This is a genomic window from Sphingomonas lycopersici (genome assembly GCF_026130605.1).
GTDB classification, from domain to species: Bacteria; Pseudomonadota; Alphaproteobacteria; order Sphingomonadales; family Sphingomonadaceae; genus Sphingomonas; species Sphingomonas lycopersici.
The window spans coordinates 132148-150126 of sequence record NZ_JANFAU010000008.1 but is presented as its reverse complement, the minus strand read 5'-3'; the positions used below and the strand labels follow the sequence as shown (position 1 = coordinate 150126).

Annotated in this window: 20 protein-coding genes; 15 read left to right on the top strand and 5 right to left on the bottom strand. The window is 66.6% G+C overall.

The window, feature by feature from the left end:
* Nucleotides 1-113: 113 nt before the first annotated feature.
* The 11 genes from NED98_RS16345 (at nucleotide 114) to tatC (ending at nucleotide 9395) form a co-directional block, all read left to right on the top strand.
* On the top strand, nucleotides 114-1322 hold the full coding sequence (locus tag NED98_RS16345) for a trans-sulfuration enzyme family protein (protein WP_265271445.1): 1209 nt from the start codon (nucleotides 114-116) through the stop codon (nucleotides 1320-1322).
* Nucleotides 1319-1717, top strand: coding sequence for a Co2+/Mg2+ efflux protein ApaG (gene apaG / locus NED98_RS16340; protein ID WP_265271447.1), 399 nt, complete (start codon nucleotides 1319-1321; stop codon nucleotides 1715-1717). Before NED98_RS16345 ends, apaG begins: the two co-directional genes overlap by 4 nt.
* Nucleotides 1714-2505 (top strand): LysR family transcriptional regulator, encoded by a 792-nt coding sequence (locus tag NED98_RS16335; protein ID WP_179512145.1) that lies wholly within the window; start codon nucleotides 1714-1716, stop codon nucleotides 2503-2505. Before apaG ends, NED98_RS16335 begins: the two co-directional genes overlap by 4 nt.
* Nucleotides 2506-2599: 94 nt before the next feature.
* The gene (gene argS / locus NED98_RS16330; RefSeq protein ID WP_265313676.1) at nucleotides 2600-4324 is read left to right on the top strand and encodes an arginine--tRNA ligase; all 1725 of its coding nucleotides are present in this window, start codon (nucleotides 2600-2602) and stop codon (nucleotides 4322-4324) included.
* Between the two features lie 12 nt (nucleotides 4325-4336).
* Nucleotides 4337-5071, top strand: coding sequence for an SPOR domain-containing protein (locus NED98_RS16325; protein ID WP_265313675.1), 735 nt, complete (start codon nucleotides 4337-4339; stop codon nucleotides 5069-5071).
* Between the two features lie 177 nt (nucleotides 5072-5248).
* Entirely contained in the window at nucleotides 5249-6250 is a 1002-nt protein-coding gene (gene nagZ, locus NED98_RS16320; RefSeq protein ID WP_265313674.1) for a beta-N-acetylhexosaminidase, read from the top strand.
* Nucleotides 6251-6450: 200 nt separating this feature from the next.
* Entirely contained in the window at nucleotides 6451-7182 is a 732-nt protein-coding gene (locus NED98_RS16315; protein WP_179512141.1) for a segregation and condensation protein A, read from the top strand.
* Nucleotides 7179-7754 carry an SMC-Scp complex subunit ScpB gene (gene scpB / locus NED98_RS16310; RefSeq protein WP_265313673.1) on the top strand — a complete coding sequence of 192 codons (576 nt, stop codon included), beginning with the start codon at nucleotides 7179-7181 and terminating at the stop codon, nucleotides 7752-7754. Before NED98_RS16315 ends, scpB begins: the two co-directional genes overlap by 4 nt.
* Before the next feature lie 178 nt (nucleotides 7755-7932).
* Entirely contained in the window at nucleotides 7933-8166 is a 234-nt protein-coding gene (locus tag NED98_RS16305; RefSeq protein ID WP_179512139.1) for a twin-arginine translocase TatA/TatE family subunit, read from the top strand.
* 57 nt (nucleotides 8167-8223) lie between these two features.
* Nucleotides 8224-8622, top strand: a complete 399-nt coding sequence (tatB, locus tag NED98_RS16300; protein WP_265313672.1) for a Sec-independent protein translocase protein TatB — start codon at nucleotides 8224-8226, stop codon at nucleotides 8620-8622.
* Complete coding sequence (gene tatC, locus NED98_RS16295; protein WP_265271461.1) at nucleotides 8619-9395, top strand: twin-arginine translocase subunit TatC; 777 nt, start codon at nucleotides 8619-8621, stop codon at nucleotides 9393-9395. The genes tatB and tatC overlap by 4 nt, the downstream gene beginning before the upstream one ends.
* A 3-nt stretch (nucleotides 9396-9398) precedes the next feature.
* On the opposite strand, the gene NED98_RS16290 is transcribed toward tatC, so the two are convergent.
* From NED98_RS16290 to NED98_RS16280, 3 genes are all read right to left on the bottom strand, one after another.
* Nucleotides 9399-9524, bottom strand: a complete 126-nt coding sequence (locus tag NED98_RS16290; RefSeq protein WP_179512136.1) for an entericidin A/B family lipoprotein — start codon at nucleotides 9522-9524, stop codon at nucleotides 9399-9401.
* 237 nt (nucleotides 9525-9761) lie between these two features.
* Entirely contained in the window at nucleotides 9762-11315 is a 1554-nt protein-coding gene (locus NED98_RS16285; protein WP_265271463.1) for a sensor histidine kinase, read from the bottom strand.
* Between the two features lie 51 nt (nucleotides 11316-11366).
* Nucleotides 11367-11456, bottom strand: a complete 90-nt coding sequence (locus NED98_RS16280) for a NepR family anti-sigma factor (protein WP_179513686.1) — start codon at nucleotides 11454-11456, stop codon at nucleotides 11367-11369.
* A 326-nt stretch (nucleotides 11457-11782) separates the two neighbouring features.
* Between NED98_RS16280 and NED98_RS16275 the strand changes: the two genes are divergently transcribed.
* Both NED98_RS16275 and NED98_RS16270 read left to right on the top strand, forming a co-directional pair.
* Nucleotides 11783-12577 (top strand): response regulator, encoded by a 795-nt coding sequence (locus NED98_RS16275; RefSeq protein WP_179512134.1) that lies wholly within the window; start codon nucleotides 11783-11785, stop codon nucleotides 12575-12577.
* A gap of 295 nt (nucleotides 12578-12872) precedes the next feature.
* The gene (locus NED98_RS16270) at nucleotides 12873-13517 is read left to right on the top strand and encodes a sigma-70 family RNA polymerase sigma factor (RefSeq protein ID WP_265271468.1); all 645 of its coding nucleotides are present in this window, start codon (nucleotides 12873-12875) and stop codon (nucleotides 13515-13517) included.
* Nucleotides 13518-13664: 147 nt separating this feature from the next.
* Here the strand turns inward: NED98_RS16270 and NED98_RS16265 are convergent, their stop codons facing one another.
* Entirely contained in the window at nucleotides 13665-13832 is a 168-nt protein-coding gene (locus tag NED98_RS16265; protein ID WP_265271470.1) for a hypothetical protein, read from the bottom strand.
* A 53-nt stretch (nucleotides 13833-13885) separates the two neighbouring features.
* Here NED98_RS16265 and NED98_RS16260 point away from each other — a divergent pair, with 53 nt between their 5' ends.
* The gene (locus tag NED98_RS16260; protein WP_265313671.1) at nucleotides 13886-16564 is read left to right on the top strand and encodes a bifunctional [glutamine synthetase] adenylyltransferase/[glutamine synthetase]-adenylyl-L-tyrosine phosphorylase; all 2679 of its coding nucleotides are present in this window, start codon (nucleotides 13886-13888) and stop codon (nucleotides 16562-16564) included.
* Complete coding sequence (locus tag NED98_RS16255; RefSeq protein WP_265271474.1) at nucleotides 16557-17003, top strand: peroxiredoxin; 447 nt, start codon at nucleotides 16557-16559, stop codon at nucleotides 17001-17003. Before NED98_RS16260 ends, NED98_RS16255 begins: the two co-directional genes overlap by 8 nt.
* 51 nt (nucleotides 17004-17054) lie before the next feature.
* Here NED98_RS16255 and NED98_RS16250 read toward each other — a convergent pair whose 3' ends face one another.
* Complete coding sequence (locus NED98_RS16250; protein WP_265313670.1) at nucleotides 17055-17807, bottom strand: PEPxxWA-CTERM sorting domain-containing protein; 753 nt, start codon at nucleotides 17805-17807, stop codon at nucleotides 17055-17057.
* Between the last annotated feature and the right edge of the window lie 172 nt (nucleotides 17808-17979).

Genomic DNA, 17979 nt, shown 5'->3' with positions numbered 1-17979 from the left:
AGGTTCTGGCCGTGGCGTTCGCGGCACAATGGACCCCAGCTCATGGCCGGGGCGACGAAGGCATCGGCACCAGACCTTGCGATACCCCTGCTTTTGCGGGCAAAGGGCACGACATGAAACGCCGTACCGGACAAGACCGCTCGATCACCGCCAATTGGCGCCCCGCCACGCGTGCGATCCGCGGCGGCACCGCGCGCTCGGAGTTCGGGGAGACGTCGGAGGCGTTGTTCCTCACCTCGGGCTATGCCTATGATTGCGCCGGGGATGCCGCCGCGCGCTTCGCCGGCGAGCAGCAGGGGATGACCTATTCCCGCCTCCAGAACCCGACGGTGCAGATGCTCGAGGAGCGGATCGCGCTGCTCGAGGGCGCCGAGGCGTGCCGCACGATGGCCACCGGCATGGCGGCGATGACCGCGGTATTACTGTGCCAGCTCCAGACCGGCGATCATGTCGTCGCGGGGCGCGCGGCGTTCGGCTCGTGCCGCTGGCTGGTCGATACCTTGCTGCCGCGATTCGGCATCACCACCACGGTGATCGACGCACGCGATCCGCAGCAATTCGCCGATGCGGTGCGGCCCGAGACCAAGGTGTTCTTCTTCGAGACCCCGGCCAATCCGACGATGGACGTGGTCGATCTGCGCGCGGTGTGCGGGATCGCGCGCGAGCGCGGGATCACGTCGGTGGTCGACAATGCCTTTGCGACGCCCGCGCTCCAGCGCCCGCTCGATTACGGCGCCGATGTCACCGCTTATTCGGCGACCAAGATGATGGACGGGCAGGGCCGCGTTCTCGCTGGCGCGGTGTGCGGCTCGGCCGATTTCGTCGAGAACACCTTGCTCTCCTTCATTCGCAACACCGGGCCGACGCTGTCGGCGTTCAACGCCTGGGTGGTGCTCAAGGGGCTGGAGACGCTTGATCTGCGTATCCGCCGCCAGTCGGAAAGCGCGTTGAAGGTCGGCCGCTTCCTCGAGGGCCGCGTCCCGCGCGTGCTCCACCCGGGGTTGCCGAGCCACCCGCAGCACAATCTGGCGATGTCGCAGATGGACGCTGCCGGGCCGATCTTCGCTTTCGAGGTCGATGGCGGGCGCAAGCAGGCGCATGCTCTGCTCGATGCGCTGCAACTGATCGACATTTCGAACAATATCGGCGATTCTCGATCCTTGATGACCCACCCCGCCACCACGACGCATCATTCGGTCGCCGAGGACAAGCGCATCGAAATGGGAGTCAGCGACGGGATGCTGCGACTTAACGTCGGGCTGGAGGACGTGGACGATCTGATCGAGGATCTCGATCAGGCGCTCCGCGTGGCGGGATTGTGAAGGCGCTCTTCCCCTATGAGGAAACCACGCACGGCGTGACCGTGCGCGTCTCGGTCACCTATCTGCCCGAGCAATCGGAGCCCGAGCGCGGGCGCTGGTTCTGGGCCTATCATATCCGGATCGAGAACCACGGCGAGCACAGTATCCAGCTGCTCAGCCGCTATTGGCTGATCACCGACGGGCGCGGGGTGCAGCATCCGGTCGAGGGCGAGGGCGTGGTCGGCGAAAAGCCGGTGATCGAGCCCGGCGCGAGCTACGATTATGTCTCGGGCTGCCCGCTGGGCACCTCGTCGGGATCAATGCAGGGGCATTATCGCATGATCGGCGAGAGCGGCGCGCCGTTCGACGTCGCCATCCCCAAATTCGCGCTGCTCGCGCCGGCGGTGGGGGCATGAAGCGCACGCATCTGCCGCTCAACGGGCTGCGCGTGCTCGATGCGGCCGCGCGCCATCTGTCCTTCACCCGCGCGGCGGACGAGCTGGCGGTGACCCCGGCGGCGGTCGGCCAGCAGATCCGCGCGCTCGAGGATACGCTGGGCGTCGTGCTGTTCCGCCGTACCACCAAGGGGCTCGAACTGACGCAGGAGGGCGAGGCGGGATTGGCCGCGCTGCGCGACGGTTTCCTCCATTTCGAGGAATCGGTGCGCGCGATGCAGGCCGGGCAATCGTCCAAATCGCTGACGATCGCCGCGCCGCGCGACGTGACGCAGAAATGGCTGATGCCGCGGCTCGCGGAAATCGCGCGCGACGACGGCGAATTGCGCTTCATCCTCGTCGCGGCGGACGATGTGATCGACTTCACCGAGGCCAATCTCGATCTCGCGATCCGCTGGGGGGAAGGCCCCGGCGCGCATGAGGGCGAGGCGCTGGAGAGCGAGGGGATGGTCACCGTTGAGTGCCCCGGCGGCGGCAGCGAGCTGCGTATCGCCTGGCCCGGGTGTGGCGCGGAGGATGTGTCGGCGCCGATCCGCGTCGCCGACGCGGGGTTGGCGATCGACGCCGCGGCGCAGGGGCTGGGGCGCGCGACCGTGCCCGAATTGCTCGCCGCGCGCGATATCGCCGCGGGGCGCGTGGTGCGTGTCGGCGAGGCGAAGTCGTCGCGGCTCGGCTATTGGCTGGTCGCCCCGCTGCCGCAATGGCGGCAGAAGAAGGTCCAGGCGCTGGTCGACGCGCTGACGGCTTAGGGGGGCTCAAGCCCCTCCCCTTCGGAGGAGGGCTTTTTGCTTCCGGCGCCCGCTTGGTCTATCGCGCGCGCAATCCCGGACGATCACGGACACCATGACGCTTTATTCTCGCTTTGCCGCGCATATCGACGCGGCGCTCGATGCCCTTGTCGCTGGCGGCGCGCTGCCGGCGGATCTCGATCGTCGCAACGTGACGGTCGAGCCGCCGCGCGACACGAGCCACGGCGATCTCGCCACCAATGCCGCGATGGTGCTGGCCAAGCCGGCCAAGTCCAACCCGCGCGCGCTGGCCGAGAAGATCGCTGACGAGCTGCGCCGGCTCGACGAGGTGGCGGCGGTCGAGATCGCCGGCCCCGGCTTCATCAACCTGCGGCTGACCGACGATACGTGGCGCGCCGAGCTTTCCGCGATCCGCGACGCGGGCGGCGATTACGGCCGGTCGCAGCGCGGCCACGGCACCCGCGTCAACGTCGAATATGTCTCCGCCAACCCGACCGGGCCGATGCACATGGGGCATTGCCGCGGCGCGGTGGTCGGCGATGCGCTCGCCGCGCTGCTCGAATTCGCCGGCTATGACGTGACGCGCGAATATTATGTCAATGATGCCGGCGGGCAGGTCGACGTGCTCGCGCGCTCGGCGCATCTGCGCTACCGCGAGGCGCTGGGCGAGGCGGTCGGCGAGATCCCCGAGGGGCTCTATCCGGGCGACTATCTCGTCCCGGTCGGCCGCGCGCTCGCCGACGAATTCGGCGATCGTTACGCGACGGCGCCCGAGAGCGAATGGCTCGTGCTGTTCCGCACCCGCGCGGTCGCGGCGATGATGGCGCTGATCAAGGCCGATCTCGCGCTGCTCGGCATCCACCACGCGGTCTTCGCCTCCGAGGCGGAGCTGCAGGCGGCGGGCAAGCCCGAGGCGGCCGAGCAATGGCTGCGTGAGCGCGGTCTCGTCTATGACGGGGTGCTCGATGCGCCCAAGGGCGAGGTGCCCGACGATTGGGAGCCGGTCGAGCTGCCCCTGTTCCGCTCGACCCAATTCGGCGACGATCAGGATCGCCCGATCAAGAAGTCGAACGGGCAATGGACCTATTTCGGCGCCGATCTCGCCTATCACTTCCAGAAGGCGCAGGCCGCCGACGAGCTGATCGACATCTGGGGCGCCGATCACGCCGGCACCGTGAAGCGGATCGTCGCCGCGGTCGCCGCGCTGACCGAGAACAAGACGCGCTTCGATATCAAGCTCGTCCAGATGGTCCGCCTGCTCCGCGCCGGCGAGCCGGTGAAGATGTCCAAGCGCGCGGGCAATTTCGTCACGCTCGCCGATGTGGTGCGCGAGGTCGGCAAGGACGTCGTGCGCTTCACGATGCTCACCCGCCGCGCCGATGCGCAGATGGATTTCGACTTCGCCAAGGTGGTCGAGGCGTCGAAGGACAATCCGGTCTTCTACGTCCAATATGCGCACGCCCGCATCGCCTCGCTGCATCGCCGCGCCGCGGAGGCGGGGATCGATGCGACCAGCCCCGATCTGTCCCGTCTTGATACGGAAGAGCTTGCGCTGGTGAAGCTGGCGGCGCAATTCCCGCGGATCGTCGAAACCGCCGCGGCGGCGCGCGAGCCGCACCGTATCGCTTTTTATCTCTACGATTTGGCTGCGGCCTTTCACTCTTTGTGGAATGTCGGCAATGATCGGCCCGATCGGCGCTTCCTGGTCGTCGAAGATCCGGCGTCGAGCGCGGCGCGTCTACTCTTGGCGGATGGCTGCGCGCAAATTATTCGTAACGGACTTTCCATCGTGGGGGTGGAAGCGGTCTCGGAGATGTAGGCGGTGACGGCGGTGGACAAGATCGATCTCAGTAACCTTGATCGTTTGCCCTGGCTGGAATCGGTAGAGCCCGAGGAAGAGGATAATGGCGCGCCCGGCGTTCTGCGCCAGGTGCTGCTCGTCATCGTCGGGCTGGTGATGCTCGCGGGCATCGTTTTCGGCATCTACAAGATGCAGCAGCATGTCGGCACCCCCTCGGGCAGCGGCGATCTGATCAAGGCGCCGCCGGGCGATTACAAGATCAAGCCGGAGGAGCCGGGTGGGCTCAAGGTGAGCGGCGAGGGTGATTCGGCGATCGCGACCAGCGCCGGCGCCAATTCCTCCGCGGCGATCGACCTGAGCGCGGTGCCCGAAGCGCCGATCGACGGCCGCCGCGCCGGCGCCAAGCCCGTGCCAGCGCCGGATGCCGGCGAGCGCGTCGCCGCGGCGAAGGTGCCGCCGAGCGGCGGCAAGCTCACCGCGGAAGCCCCGGTCAGCGTGCCGCGCGCGGCGGTGCCGGGGGCAGGATCGGGCGGATCGCTCGTCCAGCTCGGCGCTTTCCCCAGCGAGGCGGTGGCCAATGCGGCGTGGAGCGCGCTGGCGAAAAGGTTCAACTATCTCGCGACGTTGAACAAATCGGTCGAGGCGGCCGATGTCAACGGGCGCAAGGTCTATCGCTTGCGGGTCAATGCCGGCAGCGCCAGCGCCGCCGCCGATATCTGCGGCCGGCTGAAGGTGGCGGGCGAACGCTGCTTCGTGGCGGGGTAATTTCAGCGCATCGCGTTACCTTAATCCGGCATTCCTCCCTCTCCCCGTTCGCCCTGAGCTTGTCGAAGGGCGTCCCCCACCGGGTGGGACAGGCCGCCCTTCGACAAGCTCAGGGCGAACGGAAGATATCGGTTGGCGTGCCTTCCCCCCCGGCAGCGCTGACGGTATCGACCGGGCATGAAGCCAGTCATCTTCGGCCTCTCCGGCCCGACGCTCTCCGCCGACGAACGTGCATTCTTCCGCGAGGCGCGCCCGGCCGGCTATATCCTGTTCAAGCGCAACGTGATCGATCGCGCGCAACTTCGCGCGCTCACCGATTCGCTGCGCGATCTGGAGAGGCGGGGCGATGTCGCGATCCTGATCGATCAGGAGGGCGGGCGCGTCGCGCGGATGGGGCCGCCGGAATGGCCCGCCTTTCCCGCCGGCCCGGCGTTCGACGCGCTTTACGAACGCGCGCCGATGTCGGCGATCGAGGCGGCGCGCGCCAATGCCCACGCGCTCGGGCTGATGCTCGCCGAAATGGGGATTACGGTCGATTGCATGCCGTTGCTCGATGTTGCGCGCGCGGGGACGACCGAGGCGATCGCCTGCCGCGCTTATGGCCGCGAGCCTAAGCGTGTCGCGGCGATGGGCCGCGCGACGCTGGAGGGGCTCGCGGCGGCCGGGGTGGTCGGGGTGGTCAAGCATATGCCGGGGCACGGCCGCGCGATCGTCGATTCGCATTATGATCTGCCCACGGTCACCGCGAGCGACGCCGAATTGGAGGAGGATCTCGCCCCGTTCCGCGCGCTGGCCGGCGCGCCGATGGGGATGACGAGCCATATCGTGTTCGAGGCGTGGGACCGCGATCGTCCGGCGACGCTGTCGCCGATCGTGATCGAGCAGGTGATCCGCCGCCGCATCGGGTTCGACGGGCTGCTGATGACCGACGATATCGACATGAAGGCGCTCAGCGGCACCGCCGGCGAGAAAGCCGCGGGGGCGATCGCGGCGGGGTGCGATGTGGTGCTCGATTGCTGGGCGCGAATGGACGAGATGATCGAGATCGCGGGGCGGCTCGATGAGATCGCGCCGGCGGCTCGGGATCGGCTGGATCGTGCAATGGCGAGCGTCCCGCCCGCCGAGGGCGATTTCGGCGGGCTGATCGAGAAGCGCGACGCGTTGTTGGCCCTCGCCTGACCCCTTCCGTCACCCCGGCTCAACGCCGGGGTGACGTTTGTTAATAAATATATGAAATAAAAGGATTTATTTTGATTTGGCCACATTGGTGCCAAACCTTCACTCGTGTGAACTTCGTGAACTTTGCGCAGCCGGCTGGGCAACGCCCGCCCATTCTGCCAGCATAGTGTGATGTATCCCTCCTGCCCCCCAGCAAGCCGTTGACCGAAGACGACGATATCCTGAAGCTCGATCTCGAGGGCTGGGAAGGGCCGCTCGACCTGCTGCTCGCGCTCGCCCGCTCGCAGAAGGTCGATCTCAAGCAGATCTCGATCCTCGCGCTGGTCGAGCAATATCTCGTCTTCATCGAGCAGGCGCGCTCGCTGCGGCTCGAGCTGGCGGCGGATTATCTCGTGATGGCGGCGTGGCTCGCCTATCTCAAATCGGGCCTGCTGCTGCCGCGCGACCCCGAGGTCGAGCCGAGCCCCGAGGAACTGGCGCTCCGCCTGCAATTGCGGCTCGAACGGCTCAACGCGATGCGCGAGGCCGGCGCGCGGCTGATGGCGCGCGACCGGCTCGGGCGGGACGTCTTCCGCCGCGCTGCGCCCGAAGGGTTGCGCACGGTGCGCAAGGCGCGCTGGACCGCCGAAATCTATGATCTGATCGCGGCTTACGGGCGTATCTCGGCGCGTACCCGCCCGGTGATGCACGTCGTCCACGATCGCCAGGTGATGACGCTTGAGGCGGCGATCGAGCGCGTCTCGGCGCTGATCGGCAGTACGATCGAATGGGCGTCGATCGAGCGGTTCCTCCCCGACGGCGCGTCGGGCACCTTCCGCAAATCGGCGCTGGCGTCGAGCTTCCTCGCCGCGCTCGAACTGGCGCGGCAGGGGCGGGTGGAGCTCGCGCAGAAATCGCCCTTCGCCCCGCTCTACCTGAGGGCCTCGGCATGACCCCGCCTGACGATCTCGCTCGCGCGGTGGAAGCGGTGCTGTTCGCCGCGACCGAGCCGATGCCCGCGGAGGCGATTCGCGCGCATGTCGGCGAGGGTGACATCGCGGCGGTGCTGGAGACGCTGGCGGCGGATTATGCCGGGCGCGGCATCAACCTCGTCGAGCGCGGCGGGCGATGGCATTTCCAGACCGCGGCCGATCTCGCCCATCTGCTGCGCCGCGATCGCGAGGAGGCGCGCAAGCTTTCGCGCGCCGGGATCGAGACGCTGGCGATCATCGCCTATCACGAGCCGGTGACCCGCGCCGAAATCGAATCGATCCGCGGGGTGCAGATCTCGAAGGGCACGCTCGACGTGCTGATGGAAGCGGGCTGGGTGCGCCCCGCGGGGCGGCGCGAGGTGCCGGGCCGACCGCTGATGTTCGCGACGACGCCGGGATTCCTCGATCATTTTGGACTTGAAAGCCGGCGTGACCTGCCCGGGATCGACGATCTGAAGGCCGCGGGATTGCTCGATCCGGTCGATCTCGCCTTCGATCAACTCGCGGTGGAAAAAGACGACGATGATGACTAGGGCCGTGGCGTCATGCCGGACTTGATCCGGCATCCAGGGCAACCGGCGCCGGTCCTTGCGGCTCTGGATGCCGGGTCAAGCCCGGTATGACGGTGAATGAGGTAGCCAGCCCGCTCACGGCGTTGTCCTGAGCGCGTTTAGACCCTAGATACAGGGTTCGCTTATCAGGAGAGCCGTCATGGGCACGTTTGGCCCGCTGCATTGGATCGTCGTCGCCATCATCGCCATTCTTCTCTTGGGGGGCGGGCGCTTTTCGAACCTGATGGGTGACGTCGCCAAGGGCGTGAAGAATTTCAAGAAGGGCATGGCCGAGGAGGACGAGGACGTCCCCGCCAAGCCGGCCGCGCGGATCGAGGCGCAGCAATCGGTGCGCCCCGCCGAGACGATCGTGCAGGACGAGAAGGCGCGCTGATCGGCCGACGCCCTCAGCCCGCTCCTTTGCCGTCCCCCTCGCGCCGCCGGCCCGCTCATGCTTGATTTCAATTTCTCCGAATGGGCGGTCGTCGCGCTTGTCGCGCTGGTCGTCATCGGGCCGAAAGACCTGCCCAAGGCGATGCGCGTCCTGGGCTATTGGGTCGGCCGCGCCCGCTCGGTCGCGCGCCAGTTCCGCGCCGGCTTCGACGAGATGATCCGCGAGGCCGAACTCGCCGAGATGGAAAAGAAGTGGAAGGAAGAGAATGAACGGATCATGCGGCTGCATCCGTCCGACTCTTCCGCCGATACCCCCGATTATCCGCATCCGTTGCCAGCCGAGACGGCGACCGACGGCGAGGATGCGCCACCGGTGATGGTCGAGAAACCGGTCGTCGCGCCGCCGCCGGCACCCGCCGATGAGGCGCATCCGGTCGAGAGCAAGCCCGCGTCATGAAGGACATCGACGACACCAAGGCGCCGTTGCTCGAACATCTGATCGAGCTGCGCCGGCGGCTACTCTACAGCATCGCCGCGCTGATCCTGGCGTTTTTCGTCTGCTATTATTTCGCCGAGGATATTTTCGGCGTGCTGGTCCGCCCGTTGCTCCAGGCGGGGCAGACTAAGCTCATCTACACGCAGATTTTCGAGGCGTTCTTCGTCAAGGTGAAGGTCGCCTTCTTCGCCGCGATGATGCTGTCCTTCCCGGTGATCGCCAACCAATTGTGGCAGTTCATCGCGCCCGGCCTGTATCGCAAGGAAAAGCGCGCTTTGCTGCCGTTCCTGCTCGCGACGCCGGTGCTGTTCTGCCTCGGCGCGTCGATGGCCTATTTCATCGCGGTGCCGATGGCGCTGCATTTCCTGCTGAGCTTCCAGGGCAATATCGGCGGGGTGAACCAGGAGGCATTGCCCGCGATCGGCAATTACCTGTCATTCATCATGCAATTCCTGTTCGGCTTCGGGATCGCCTTCCTGCTGCCGGTGCTGCTGATGCTGCTGGAACGAGCGGGGATCGTGACGCGCAAGCAATTGGTGAGCGCGCGGCGCTACGCGATCGTCGCCGCCTTTGCGATCGCCGCGGTGCTGACCCCGCCGGACGTGGGATCGCAACTGCTTCTCGCGATCCCCTTGTGCTTCCTCTACGAACTCGCGCTGATCGGGATCTGGTTCACCGAGCGCCGTCGTGCACGTGACACGACGGGCGAAGGTGAGATTGTTCCCGGCGAGTAAGCGTTACTTCGCCGCCTTGGTGACCGTCTGGCCGACCGACGAGACGTCGCGGCCGACGCCCTGAACCGTGTTGCAGCCGGCGAGCAGCAGCCCGGCAGCGATTGCGGTGAATCCGATAATCTTGCGCATGGCGAACCTCCTGAAAGCGCGGGACCGCACCGGTCTTACGGCGATTTTGGGAAACCCGCAAAAATGAAGGCCCGAAAGCGCCACCGGGGGGGAGTGACGACGCTTTCGGGCCTGTGACCTGGATAGCGAGAGCGGGGGGGCATGATTTCGCTATCCGAAGAGCAGAACGACCGTTGTGAAGCGCGGTTCCGTCCATCGTAAAAAAAAGTCAATTCGCGGGTCGACGGCGTTTCGCGGTCATTCGAGCCCGAGAATAGTGATCGCGATCGCATATTCGCCGATCGCGGCATCATAATCGAGCGGCGCGCGCAATTGGCGCGACAGCCCTTCCATCACCCGCCCGTAGCGCTGGCTGAGCCGGGCGACGAGCGTTTCGCTTTGGATCAGCGCGGGGGAGGAGATGCGCAGGATCGCACGATCCGCCTCGCCAGGCGCCGGCTTCAGCGTGATGCGGATCTGCGCCTCGCGATCGCACGCCATCGCCAGTTCGACCGCCTCGGTGACTAGAAAGGCGATCGGGACGGCGACATCCTGCCCGACGAAGAAGGGATCGAGATCGAGCGCCAGCCCGACCCGGCTTCCCTCCGGCGCGGTCGCGCGGATGCTGGTGGCGAGTTCGCTGATCACCGGGCGCAGCCCGAGCCCGCGGTTTTCCTCCAGCTCGGCGAAATGGTGGCGATGCACCACCGCCAGCGCATCGACGCGGCGCTGGATCGAGGCATAGGCCTGCGTCACCTCGGGCGTCCGCGCGCTGCGGGCGTGGAGGTTGATCAGGCTGGAGATCACCTGGAGGTTGTTCTTCACACGATGATGCACCTCGCGCGTCAGGCGGGTCTGGCGCACCAGCCCCTCGGCCAGCCCGGCCTCGTGCAGCGAGACGGTGCGGGTGAGGGCGCGGAACGTATCGCCCAACTCGCGGATCTCCTGCGCGTGGAGCGTGCGCAGGATTGCCGGATCGAGCTCCTCGCCGGGGTGGAGCGCGGCGATATCGGTGCGGAGCTGGCGCAACGGGCGCACCAGCAGGCGATCGACTACGAACCACGAAATCCCGGCCGCCGCGGCCCACATCAGCAACGGCAGCAGCAGCGCGATGACCAGCGACGAGGTGATCGGGGTGCGCCGCATCTCCATTTCCAGCGCCAGCCCGGCGATGCCGAGATCGGTGCGGTTGGCGCTGCGCCGTTCGAGCGCGGATTCGCGCGGCATGGCGTCGATCACCAGCCGTTCGTTGCCCTTGACCAGCGAGAGCTGATAGGACTGGATGGCGCCGCTCGGCCGGCTGAGGTTGGCGAGGAATTCGGTGGGGAAAAAGGCCGCGCCGAACATCCCGTGCCGGTTGGACGCGATGCCGAGCAGCAGCCCGCGCCCCGGCACCAACCGCGCGAAGACGATCGCGTGCCTGGCCTGGCTCGCGACATCACGCGCGCCGGGGAAGGAAACCCCGCACACCGCCCGCCCTTGCCGATCGAAGATGACGAACCGGGTGCCAATCGTCGATTGCTGCGCAAATACGCCCTGCGCGCGCGCGCAGCTCGGGCCGTTATGCGGATCGAGCTCGAGCGCATCGACCGCGGCGTGGAGCGCGGTCATGTCGCCGATCAGCTCGATCGCCATCGCGCGGCTGCTTTCGTTGGAGGCGAGGCGCAGCCCGGCGCGCGATTCGGTGTCGGCGATGCGGGTCGTCTGCAAGGTGGCGAATACCGCGATCACCGCCAGCGGCAGCAACGCCACGCTTAGGATCACGAATAATTTGGCTCCGGTCGGCCAGCGCGCGACGAAGATTCGCGCCAAGGCTGTCGCCGAGCCGGGATATCCTGCGTTCCCAGCCACTTCGGCTACGATCTAGTCGAGCTTGCCGAGCAGCGACAGCATCTCGTCCGGGATCGCTTCCTCGACTGTCTTTTGATAGATCGAGCGCAGGGCCGAGCCCATATCGCGGTCCTTGCGCTGGACCGCCGCGCCCTTCTGTCGATCCGGTTTTTTTGCCTGATCGTCCGAACTCAACACATGCCCCCCGGAACCGCCCGACCGTCGGGATTCTAAAAGACGCGGTTGCCAGAAACCGCAAGGCCCCGCACACACATTGTGCGGTGAGCATAATGAAACCAAAAACCGGCTCGTTGGTTCCACTTGCCGGTGACAAATTCGCCGGTTGGCCGCAGGGCCGGTCGGCGGGCGATCGGTTGCCGTGTTATCGCGTTTGAATCGGCCGGGCGAGGCAAAGGCGCTTCCGGCCCTGTGAGGAGAAACCACCGCCAATGTCGCTTGGACAACAGCTTGCGCCGCATCTTCCGTTTCTTCGGCGCTACAGCCGCGCGCTGACGGGCAGCCAGTCCCAGGGTGACCAATATGTCCGTGCGACGCTGGAGGCGATCGTTGCCGCGCCGGCGGAATTCCCGCGCGATGTCGATCCCCGGCTCGGCCTTTATCGTACCTTCCAGGTGATCTGGGGGTCGGCGCATATCGAGGGCACGGCGAGCGCCGATGCCAGCGAGCATGAGAGCATCGCGCGTGCGCGGCTGGCGCGGATGACGCCGCTGTCGCGGCAGGCGCTGCTGCTGACCGCGATGGAGGGGTTCACCCCCGAAGACGCTGCCTATCTGATCGATGTCGAACCCGAGGAGGTGGAAGAATTGGTTGCGGAGGCAATGACCGAAATCGAAAAGCAGACCCGCGCGCGCGTATTGATCATCGAGGATGAGCCGATCATCGCGATGGACGTCGAGACGATCGTGCGCGATCTGGGCCATGAGGTGACCGGCGTCGCGGTGACCCGCGACGAAGCGGTCGCGCTGGCGATGGAGGACCGGCCGGGACTGGTGCTGGCGGATATCCAGTTGGCCGACGACAGTTCGGGAATCGACGCGGTGAAGGATATTCTCGCCGAATTCCAGGTACCGGTGATCTTTATCACCGCTTTCCCGGAACGCCTGCTGACCGGCGAGCGGCCGGAGCCGACCTTTCTGATCACCAAGCCATTCCAGCGCTCTACCGTGAAAGCCGCGATCAGCCAGGCATTGTTTTTCGATCAATCGACCGTGCCCGCCGAATGAGTTGATACGGACCCAAAACGGTTGTTGTTCGTTGGTGTTCTATGGCGGACGAAAACGAAACGGTACACCGCAGCACGGAACAGGCGAGAGCTGGTGCAACACCGCATATGACGCGGTATATCCTCGGTTTTTCCCTCGTGCTGGTGGTGGTGATCTTTGCGATCCTCGTGCTCGTGCGGGTCTAGTCGCCTCGACGGCGGCAGCATGGCAGGCGGGTGGCAAATTGCGCCTGCACGCCTATCTTATAAATACAGACCGGGCAGAGCCGGTTGCGACGGGGAATGATCGCGACATCATGACGCAAGATCCATCGCAGGATGATGGGGCGGATGTGACGTCGCCTGCCGGGCACGTCGCGCTTTCCGACCCCGAGTTCAAGGCCGAGCTGGCGCAGGTCATTCCGCACCTGCGCGCCTTCGGCCGATCGCTTTCGGGTAACCGCGATCTCGCGGACGATCTGGTGCAGGAGACGCTGCTCAAGGCCTGGGCGGCGCGCAAGCGCTTTCAGGCCGGCACCAATATGCGCGCCTGGACCTTCATCATCCTGCGCAACCTTTATCTGTCGCAGATGCGGCGCTCGCGCTTCCGTGGCGAGTGGGACGATCTCGTCGCCGATCGGCTGCTCGCCGCGCCGGCGGGGCAGGACAAGCATGTCGAGCTTGCCGACATGCAGCGCGCCTTGCTGATGTTGCCGCAACCGCAGCGCGAGGCGCTGATCCTCGTCGGTGCCGGCGGCTTCGCTTATGAAGAGGCGGCCGAAATCTGCGGGGTTGCGGTCGGCACGATCAAGAGCCGCGTCGCGCGCGGCCGCGTCGCGCTCGAGGCGCTGATGAGCGGTCGCGACATGACCGGCCGCACCGGGCAGAAGGGCGACGATTCGGGGCGCACGACGCTCGATACGATCATGCACGAGGTGGACGAGCTGAGCCGGGATCGCTGAGCGTTTTTGCGAAACGGGCTCTTATCGTCATGCCGGGCTTGTCCGGCATCCAGAGTCACAAGCGATGCCGCCCCTGGCTCTGGATGCCGGGTCAAGCCCGGCATGACATGACGTGTGGAATGAGAACAGGCGCGACCTGTCTTCCGCTTATTCCAGCCGATACAGCCGATCGAGCAATCCGCGCATCGAATCCGGCACGGGGGGCGGCTGGAAGGCGCGGCGCAGCGATTCGCCGATGCCGTCGCTGCGCTGCGGCGGCGATACGACGAATCCCGCGGCGGGCGAGACGTCGGACGAGGTAAAACGACGTTCCATCCTCGCGAAAACGGTTGAACGCCGATGAAGTTTCTCGGCAGGTAGCGCCGGCAATGAATGATATCGTCCAAATCGCTCCCGCCGTCGCGAAAAACGCGCTCGATCGCGCCCGCGACAATGCGCCGTTCCTCGCGATGCTGCTCGATCGCGAGCCCGACCTCGCGGCGACGCTGGCGCAGGGCGCGCTGCCGCTCGGTGCGGCGGCGAGGTTCGGCGAGGGACCGGTGAGCCAGTCGCTGCGGCTCGCGCGGCGCCGGCTTGCGCTGGTCGCGGCGGTCGGCGATCTTTCCGGCGCGCTCGATCTTACCGCGGTCACCCGCGCATTGTCCGATTTCGCCGATGCCGCGCTCGATCGTGCGATCCGCGCGGCGATCGAGGAGCGTACGCCGGGCGCCGAACCGGTCGGCTTCGCCGCGATCGCGCTCGGCAAACAGGGCAGCCGCGAACTCAATTATTCCTCGGACATCGATCCGATCCTGCTGTTCGACCCCGAGACGCTGCCGACCAAGCCGCGCGAGGAACCGGTCGACGCCGCGGTCAGGATCGGGCGGCGCGTCGTGGAACTGCTCCAGACGCGCGATGGCGACGGCTATGTGCTGCGCGTCGACCTCAGGTTGCGCCCGTCGCCCGAGGTGACCCCGATCGCGATCCCGATAGAGGCGGCGATCACTTATTACGAATCGCAGGCGCTGCCGTGGGAGCGTGCCGCCTTCATCCGCGCGCGTGCCTGCGCCGGCGATATCGCGCTCGGTACGCGCTTCCTCGACGCTATCCGCCCGTTCGTGTGGCGGCGCAGCCTCGATTTCGGCGCGATCGGCGAGATCGTCGACATCACCCGCCGGATCCGCGATCATCATTCGCAGGGCCAGGCATTCGGCCCCGGCTATGATCTGAAACGCGGGCGCGGCGGAATCCGCGAGGTCGAATTCTTCGCGCAGATCCACCAGCTGATCCACGGCGGCCGCGATCCGGCGCTGCGCGTCGGCAATACCCGCGAGGCGCTCGCGGCGCTGGCGGAGGCCGGGCGGATCGACCCCGACGACGCGCGCGCGCTGACCGCGGCCTATGAGGCGCTGCGCACGATCGAGCATCGCGTCCAGATGATCGACGATCGCCAAACGCATCATCTGCCGACCGGCGACGCGCTCGATCGGGTCGCGCGGCTCGACGGGCGTGCCGATGGCGCGGCGCTGCTCGATCACCTCCGTCCGCATGTCGAACGGGTGGCGGCGGTGTTCGACGTGCTCGCCGCGCCGGCCGACACCGCTTTGTCGAGCGATCCGGCCAAGCTGGTCGAGCAGCTCGCCGCGCTCGGTTTCGCCGATGCGGAGGGGGCCGCGGCGCGGATCGGATCGTGGCGCTCGGGGCGCTATCCCGCGCTGCGCAGCCCCGCGGCCAAGGCGGCGCTGGAGGCGGTGCTCCCGGGGATCGTCGCGGCGGTCGCGGACGCGCCGGTGCCGCAGGCAGCATTGCAGCGCCTCGATACGTTGCTTGAGCGATTGCCGAGCGCGATCAACATCTTTCGCTTGCTGGAGGCGCGGCCGGCACTCGCCAATCTGCTCGCCACGGTGCTGAGTCACGCCCCGACCCTGGCTGACGAACTGTCGCGCCGCCCCGATCTGCTCGACGGGTTGATCGACGCGACCGCCTTCGCCCCGGTCGGCAGCGTCGCCGAACTGGTCGCCGAGATGGAAGCGGTCGAGCGCGGCGCCGATTATCAGGCGCGGCTCGATCATGCGCGCCGCGTCGTCGGCGACAAAAGGTTCGCGCTGGGGACGCAGATCATTGCGGGCGTCGCCGATCCGCTGGAGGTTTCCGCGGGTTACGGCCGGGTCGCCGAGGCGGCGATCGAGGCGCTGGCGGCGGCGACCGTCGCCGAATTCACCATCGCGCACGGCCGCGTGCCGAACAGCGAATTCGTCATCCTCGCGCTCGGCCGGATGGGCGGGGGCGAGCTGACCCACGCCTCCGATCTCGATCTGATTTATCTGTTCACCGGCGATTTCGCGGCGGAATCGGACGGCGCCAAGCCGCTCGGCGCGACGCTCTATTACAATCGGCTGGCGCAGCGCGTCACCGCGGCTCTGTCGGTCGCGACGGCGGCGGGGCCGCTCTATTCGGTCGATACCCGGCTGCGCCCGTCGGGGGCGCAGGGGCCGCTGGTGGTCAGCCTCGATTCGTTCGCGCGCTATCAGCGCGAGGAGGCGTGGACGTGGGAGCATATGGCGTTGGCCCGCGCCCGTCCGGTGTTCGGCTCGGCCGCGGCGCGCGCGGCGCTCTCGGCGGAGATCGCGGCGGTGCTGGCGGGCGCGCGCAAGCCGCACGACGTGGTGAACGATGCCGCGAACATGCGCGCCGAAATGGCCGCGCATAAGCCGCCGGCGGGGCCGCTCGACGCCAAGTTGCTGCCGGGCGGGCTGGTCGATCTGGAATTCGCGGTCCACACCTTGCAACTCGAGCACCGCACCGGGTTCGATCCGCGGCTGGGGCGGGCGATCGACTTGCTCGGCGCGTTGCTGCCGCCCGGAATGGGCGCGGCGCACGATCTGTTGACGCGGCTGCTCGTTACGCTGCGGCTGGTCGCGCCCGATGCGCAGGAGCCGGAGGCGGCGGCGACGCGTGCGCTGATCGCGCGCGCGCTGGGCTATGAGGATTGGGCGGCGGTGCTTGCCGGCTTCGCTGCGGCGCGGCAGGAGGTGCGCGCCGCGTGGCTAGGAGTGAGCAATGGATAAGATTCCCGACCTGACCTTGGTCGACCCCAACGGCGCCCCGGTGCGGCTCGCCGCGCTGCCGCGACCGCTGGTGGTCTATTTCTACCCCAAGGACGATACGAGCGGCTGCACCCGCGAGGCGCAGGACTTCTCCGCGCTGGCGGACGATTTCGCCGCGGCAGGCGTGGCGCTGCTCGGCATCTCGAAGGACAGCCCGAAGCGGCACAGCAATTTCATCGCCAAATATGACCTTAAGGTGCCGCTGGCGAGCGACGAGGATGGCGCGGCATGCGAGGCGTTCGGCGTGTGGGTCGAAAAGTCGCTCTACGGCCGGAAATATATGGGGATCGAGCGCGCGACCTTCCTGTTCGGGAAGGAAGGCGCCTTGGTCCGGGCGTGGCGCAAGGTGAAGGTGCCGGGCCACGCCGCCGCGGTGCTGGCGGCGGCGAAGGAGGTTTGAGGCGCCCCGTCATCCCAGCTTTCGCTGGGACGACGGAGTGCTTGTATTCCCTTATTTCGCCGCTTCGGCCCGGCGCGGGCGGCGGCGCATCACGCCGGCGACGGCGCCGAACCCCATGATCATCATCGCCCAGGTGCTCGGCTCCGGCACCGCGCCGACCGGCGCCTCATAGGCTTTGAGCGACACGCCATCGAGCATCGCGATCGGCGGCTGGCCGTTGGGCGTGCCCTCCGCGAGGAATGTCAGCACCTGCGACGTTGCCGATGCGACGAAGGTCATCGACTGCTTTTGCCAATCGCCGACCGCACCCTCCGCGAGCAGGAATTTGTCCGAATATTGGACGTCGTTCCCGAACGATACTTTCCACTGTTCGGTGGTCGGCCCGACGCGATCGATCTGCTGGCCGGCGGCCTGCCAGAAAGTGAGCGTATATTTCTCGCCGACCGTCAGACCTTTCACCGTCTGATATAGCGTTCCGTTGAAATCGGTATCGGCGTCGGCGAGGATGAAGTCGCCGCCGTCGGGGCTCGTCTTCGGGAACGGACCGTAAACGGTTAAACCACTGCCGGTCTGGACGTCGGCCGTGCCGGGCGTGGCAATAAATGTCAAGTTGTGCTGAAAATTGTACTGGTCGATCCGATTTTGATAAGACCAGTCGGCGAGGCCAGCATAGAATATCCACTGCTTTGTGCCGTCCGAAACCGTGTTATTCTCGAACGAGCCATTCTTGATAAGTTCTACGGCGGCGAATGCAGGCGTAGGCAAGATCATCGCCGCAAGCGCGGCCATCGCAAAATTCTTCATTTCCATCACCCCGATAATGTGCCGTGAGGGAATAATGCGGCACCGTTGGGGACGATATAAATCACAAGGTGCGAATAGTACGGCGTAAAAGGTTGTAAACTAAGTAACGGATCGTTTACGGAATCCAGCATTGAGACATTTGCTTTGTCTCAGTCGCTTGACAGTCCCGCAT

Bases quoted from the DNA above. Each gene is read 5' to 3' on its own strand.
- NED98_RS16345 (WP_265271445.1), top strand. From the start codon at position 114: ATGAAACGCCGTACCGGACAAGACCGCTCGATCACCGCCAATTGGCGC.
- NED98_RS16335 (WP_179512145.1), top strand. From the start codon at position 1,714: ATGAAGCGCACGCATCTGCCGCTCAACGGGCTGCGCGTGCTCGATGCG.
- argS (WP_265313676.1), top strand. From the start codon at position 2,600: ATGACGCTTTATTCTCGCTTTGCCGCGCATATCGACGCGGCGCTCGAT.
- nagZ (WP_265313674.1), top strand. From the start codon at position 5,249: ATGAAGCCAGTCATCTTCGGCCTCTCCGGCCCGACGCTCTCCGCCGAC.
- scpB (WP_265313673.1), top strand. From the start codon at position 7,179: ATGACCCCGCCTGACGATCTCGCTCGCGCGGTGGAAGCGGTGCTGTTC.
- NED98_RS16305 (WP_179512139.1), top strand. From the start codon at position 7,933: ATGGGCACGTTTGGCCCGCTGCATTGGATCGTCGTCGCCATCATCGCC.
- tatB (WP_265313672.1), top strand. From the start codon at position 8,224: ATGCTTGATTTCAATTTCTCCGAATGGGCGGTCGTCGCGCTTGTCGCG.
- tatC (WP_265271461.1), top strand. From the start codon at position 8,619: ATGAAGGACATCGACGACACCAAGGCGCCGTTGCTCGAACATCTGATC.
- NED98_RS16290 (WP_179512136.1), bottom strand. From the start codon at position 9,524: ATGCGCAAGATTATCGGATTCACCGCAATCGCTGCCGGGCTGCTGCTC.
- NED98_RS16280 (WP_179513686.1), bottom strand. From the start codon at position 11,456: ATGGGCTCGGCCCTGCGCTCGATCTATCAAAAGACAGTCGAGGAAGCG.
- NED98_RS16275 (WP_179512134.1), top strand. From the start codon at position 11,783: ATGTCGCTTGGACAACAGCTTGCGCCGCATCTTCCGTTTCTTCGGCGC.
- NED98_RS16270 (WP_265271468.1), top strand. From the start codon at position 12,873: ATGACGCAAGATCCATCGCAGGATGATGGGGCGGATGTGACGTCGCCT.
- NED98_RS16265 (WP_265271470.1), bottom strand. From the start codon at position 13,832: ATGGAACGTCGTTTTACCTCGTCCGACGTCTCGCCCGCCGCGGGATTC.
- NED98_RS16260 (WP_265313671.1), top strand. From the start codon at position 13,886: ATGAATGATATCGTCCAAATCGCTCCCGCCGTCGCGAAAAACGCGCTC.
- NED98_RS16255 (WP_265271474.1), top strand. From the start codon at position 16,557: ATGGATAAGATTCCCGACCTGACCTTGGTCGACCCCAACGGCGCCCCG.
- NED98_RS16250 (WP_265313670.1), bottom strand. From the start codon at position 17,807: ATGAAGAATTTTGCGATGGCCGCGCTTGCGGCGATGATCTTGCCTACG.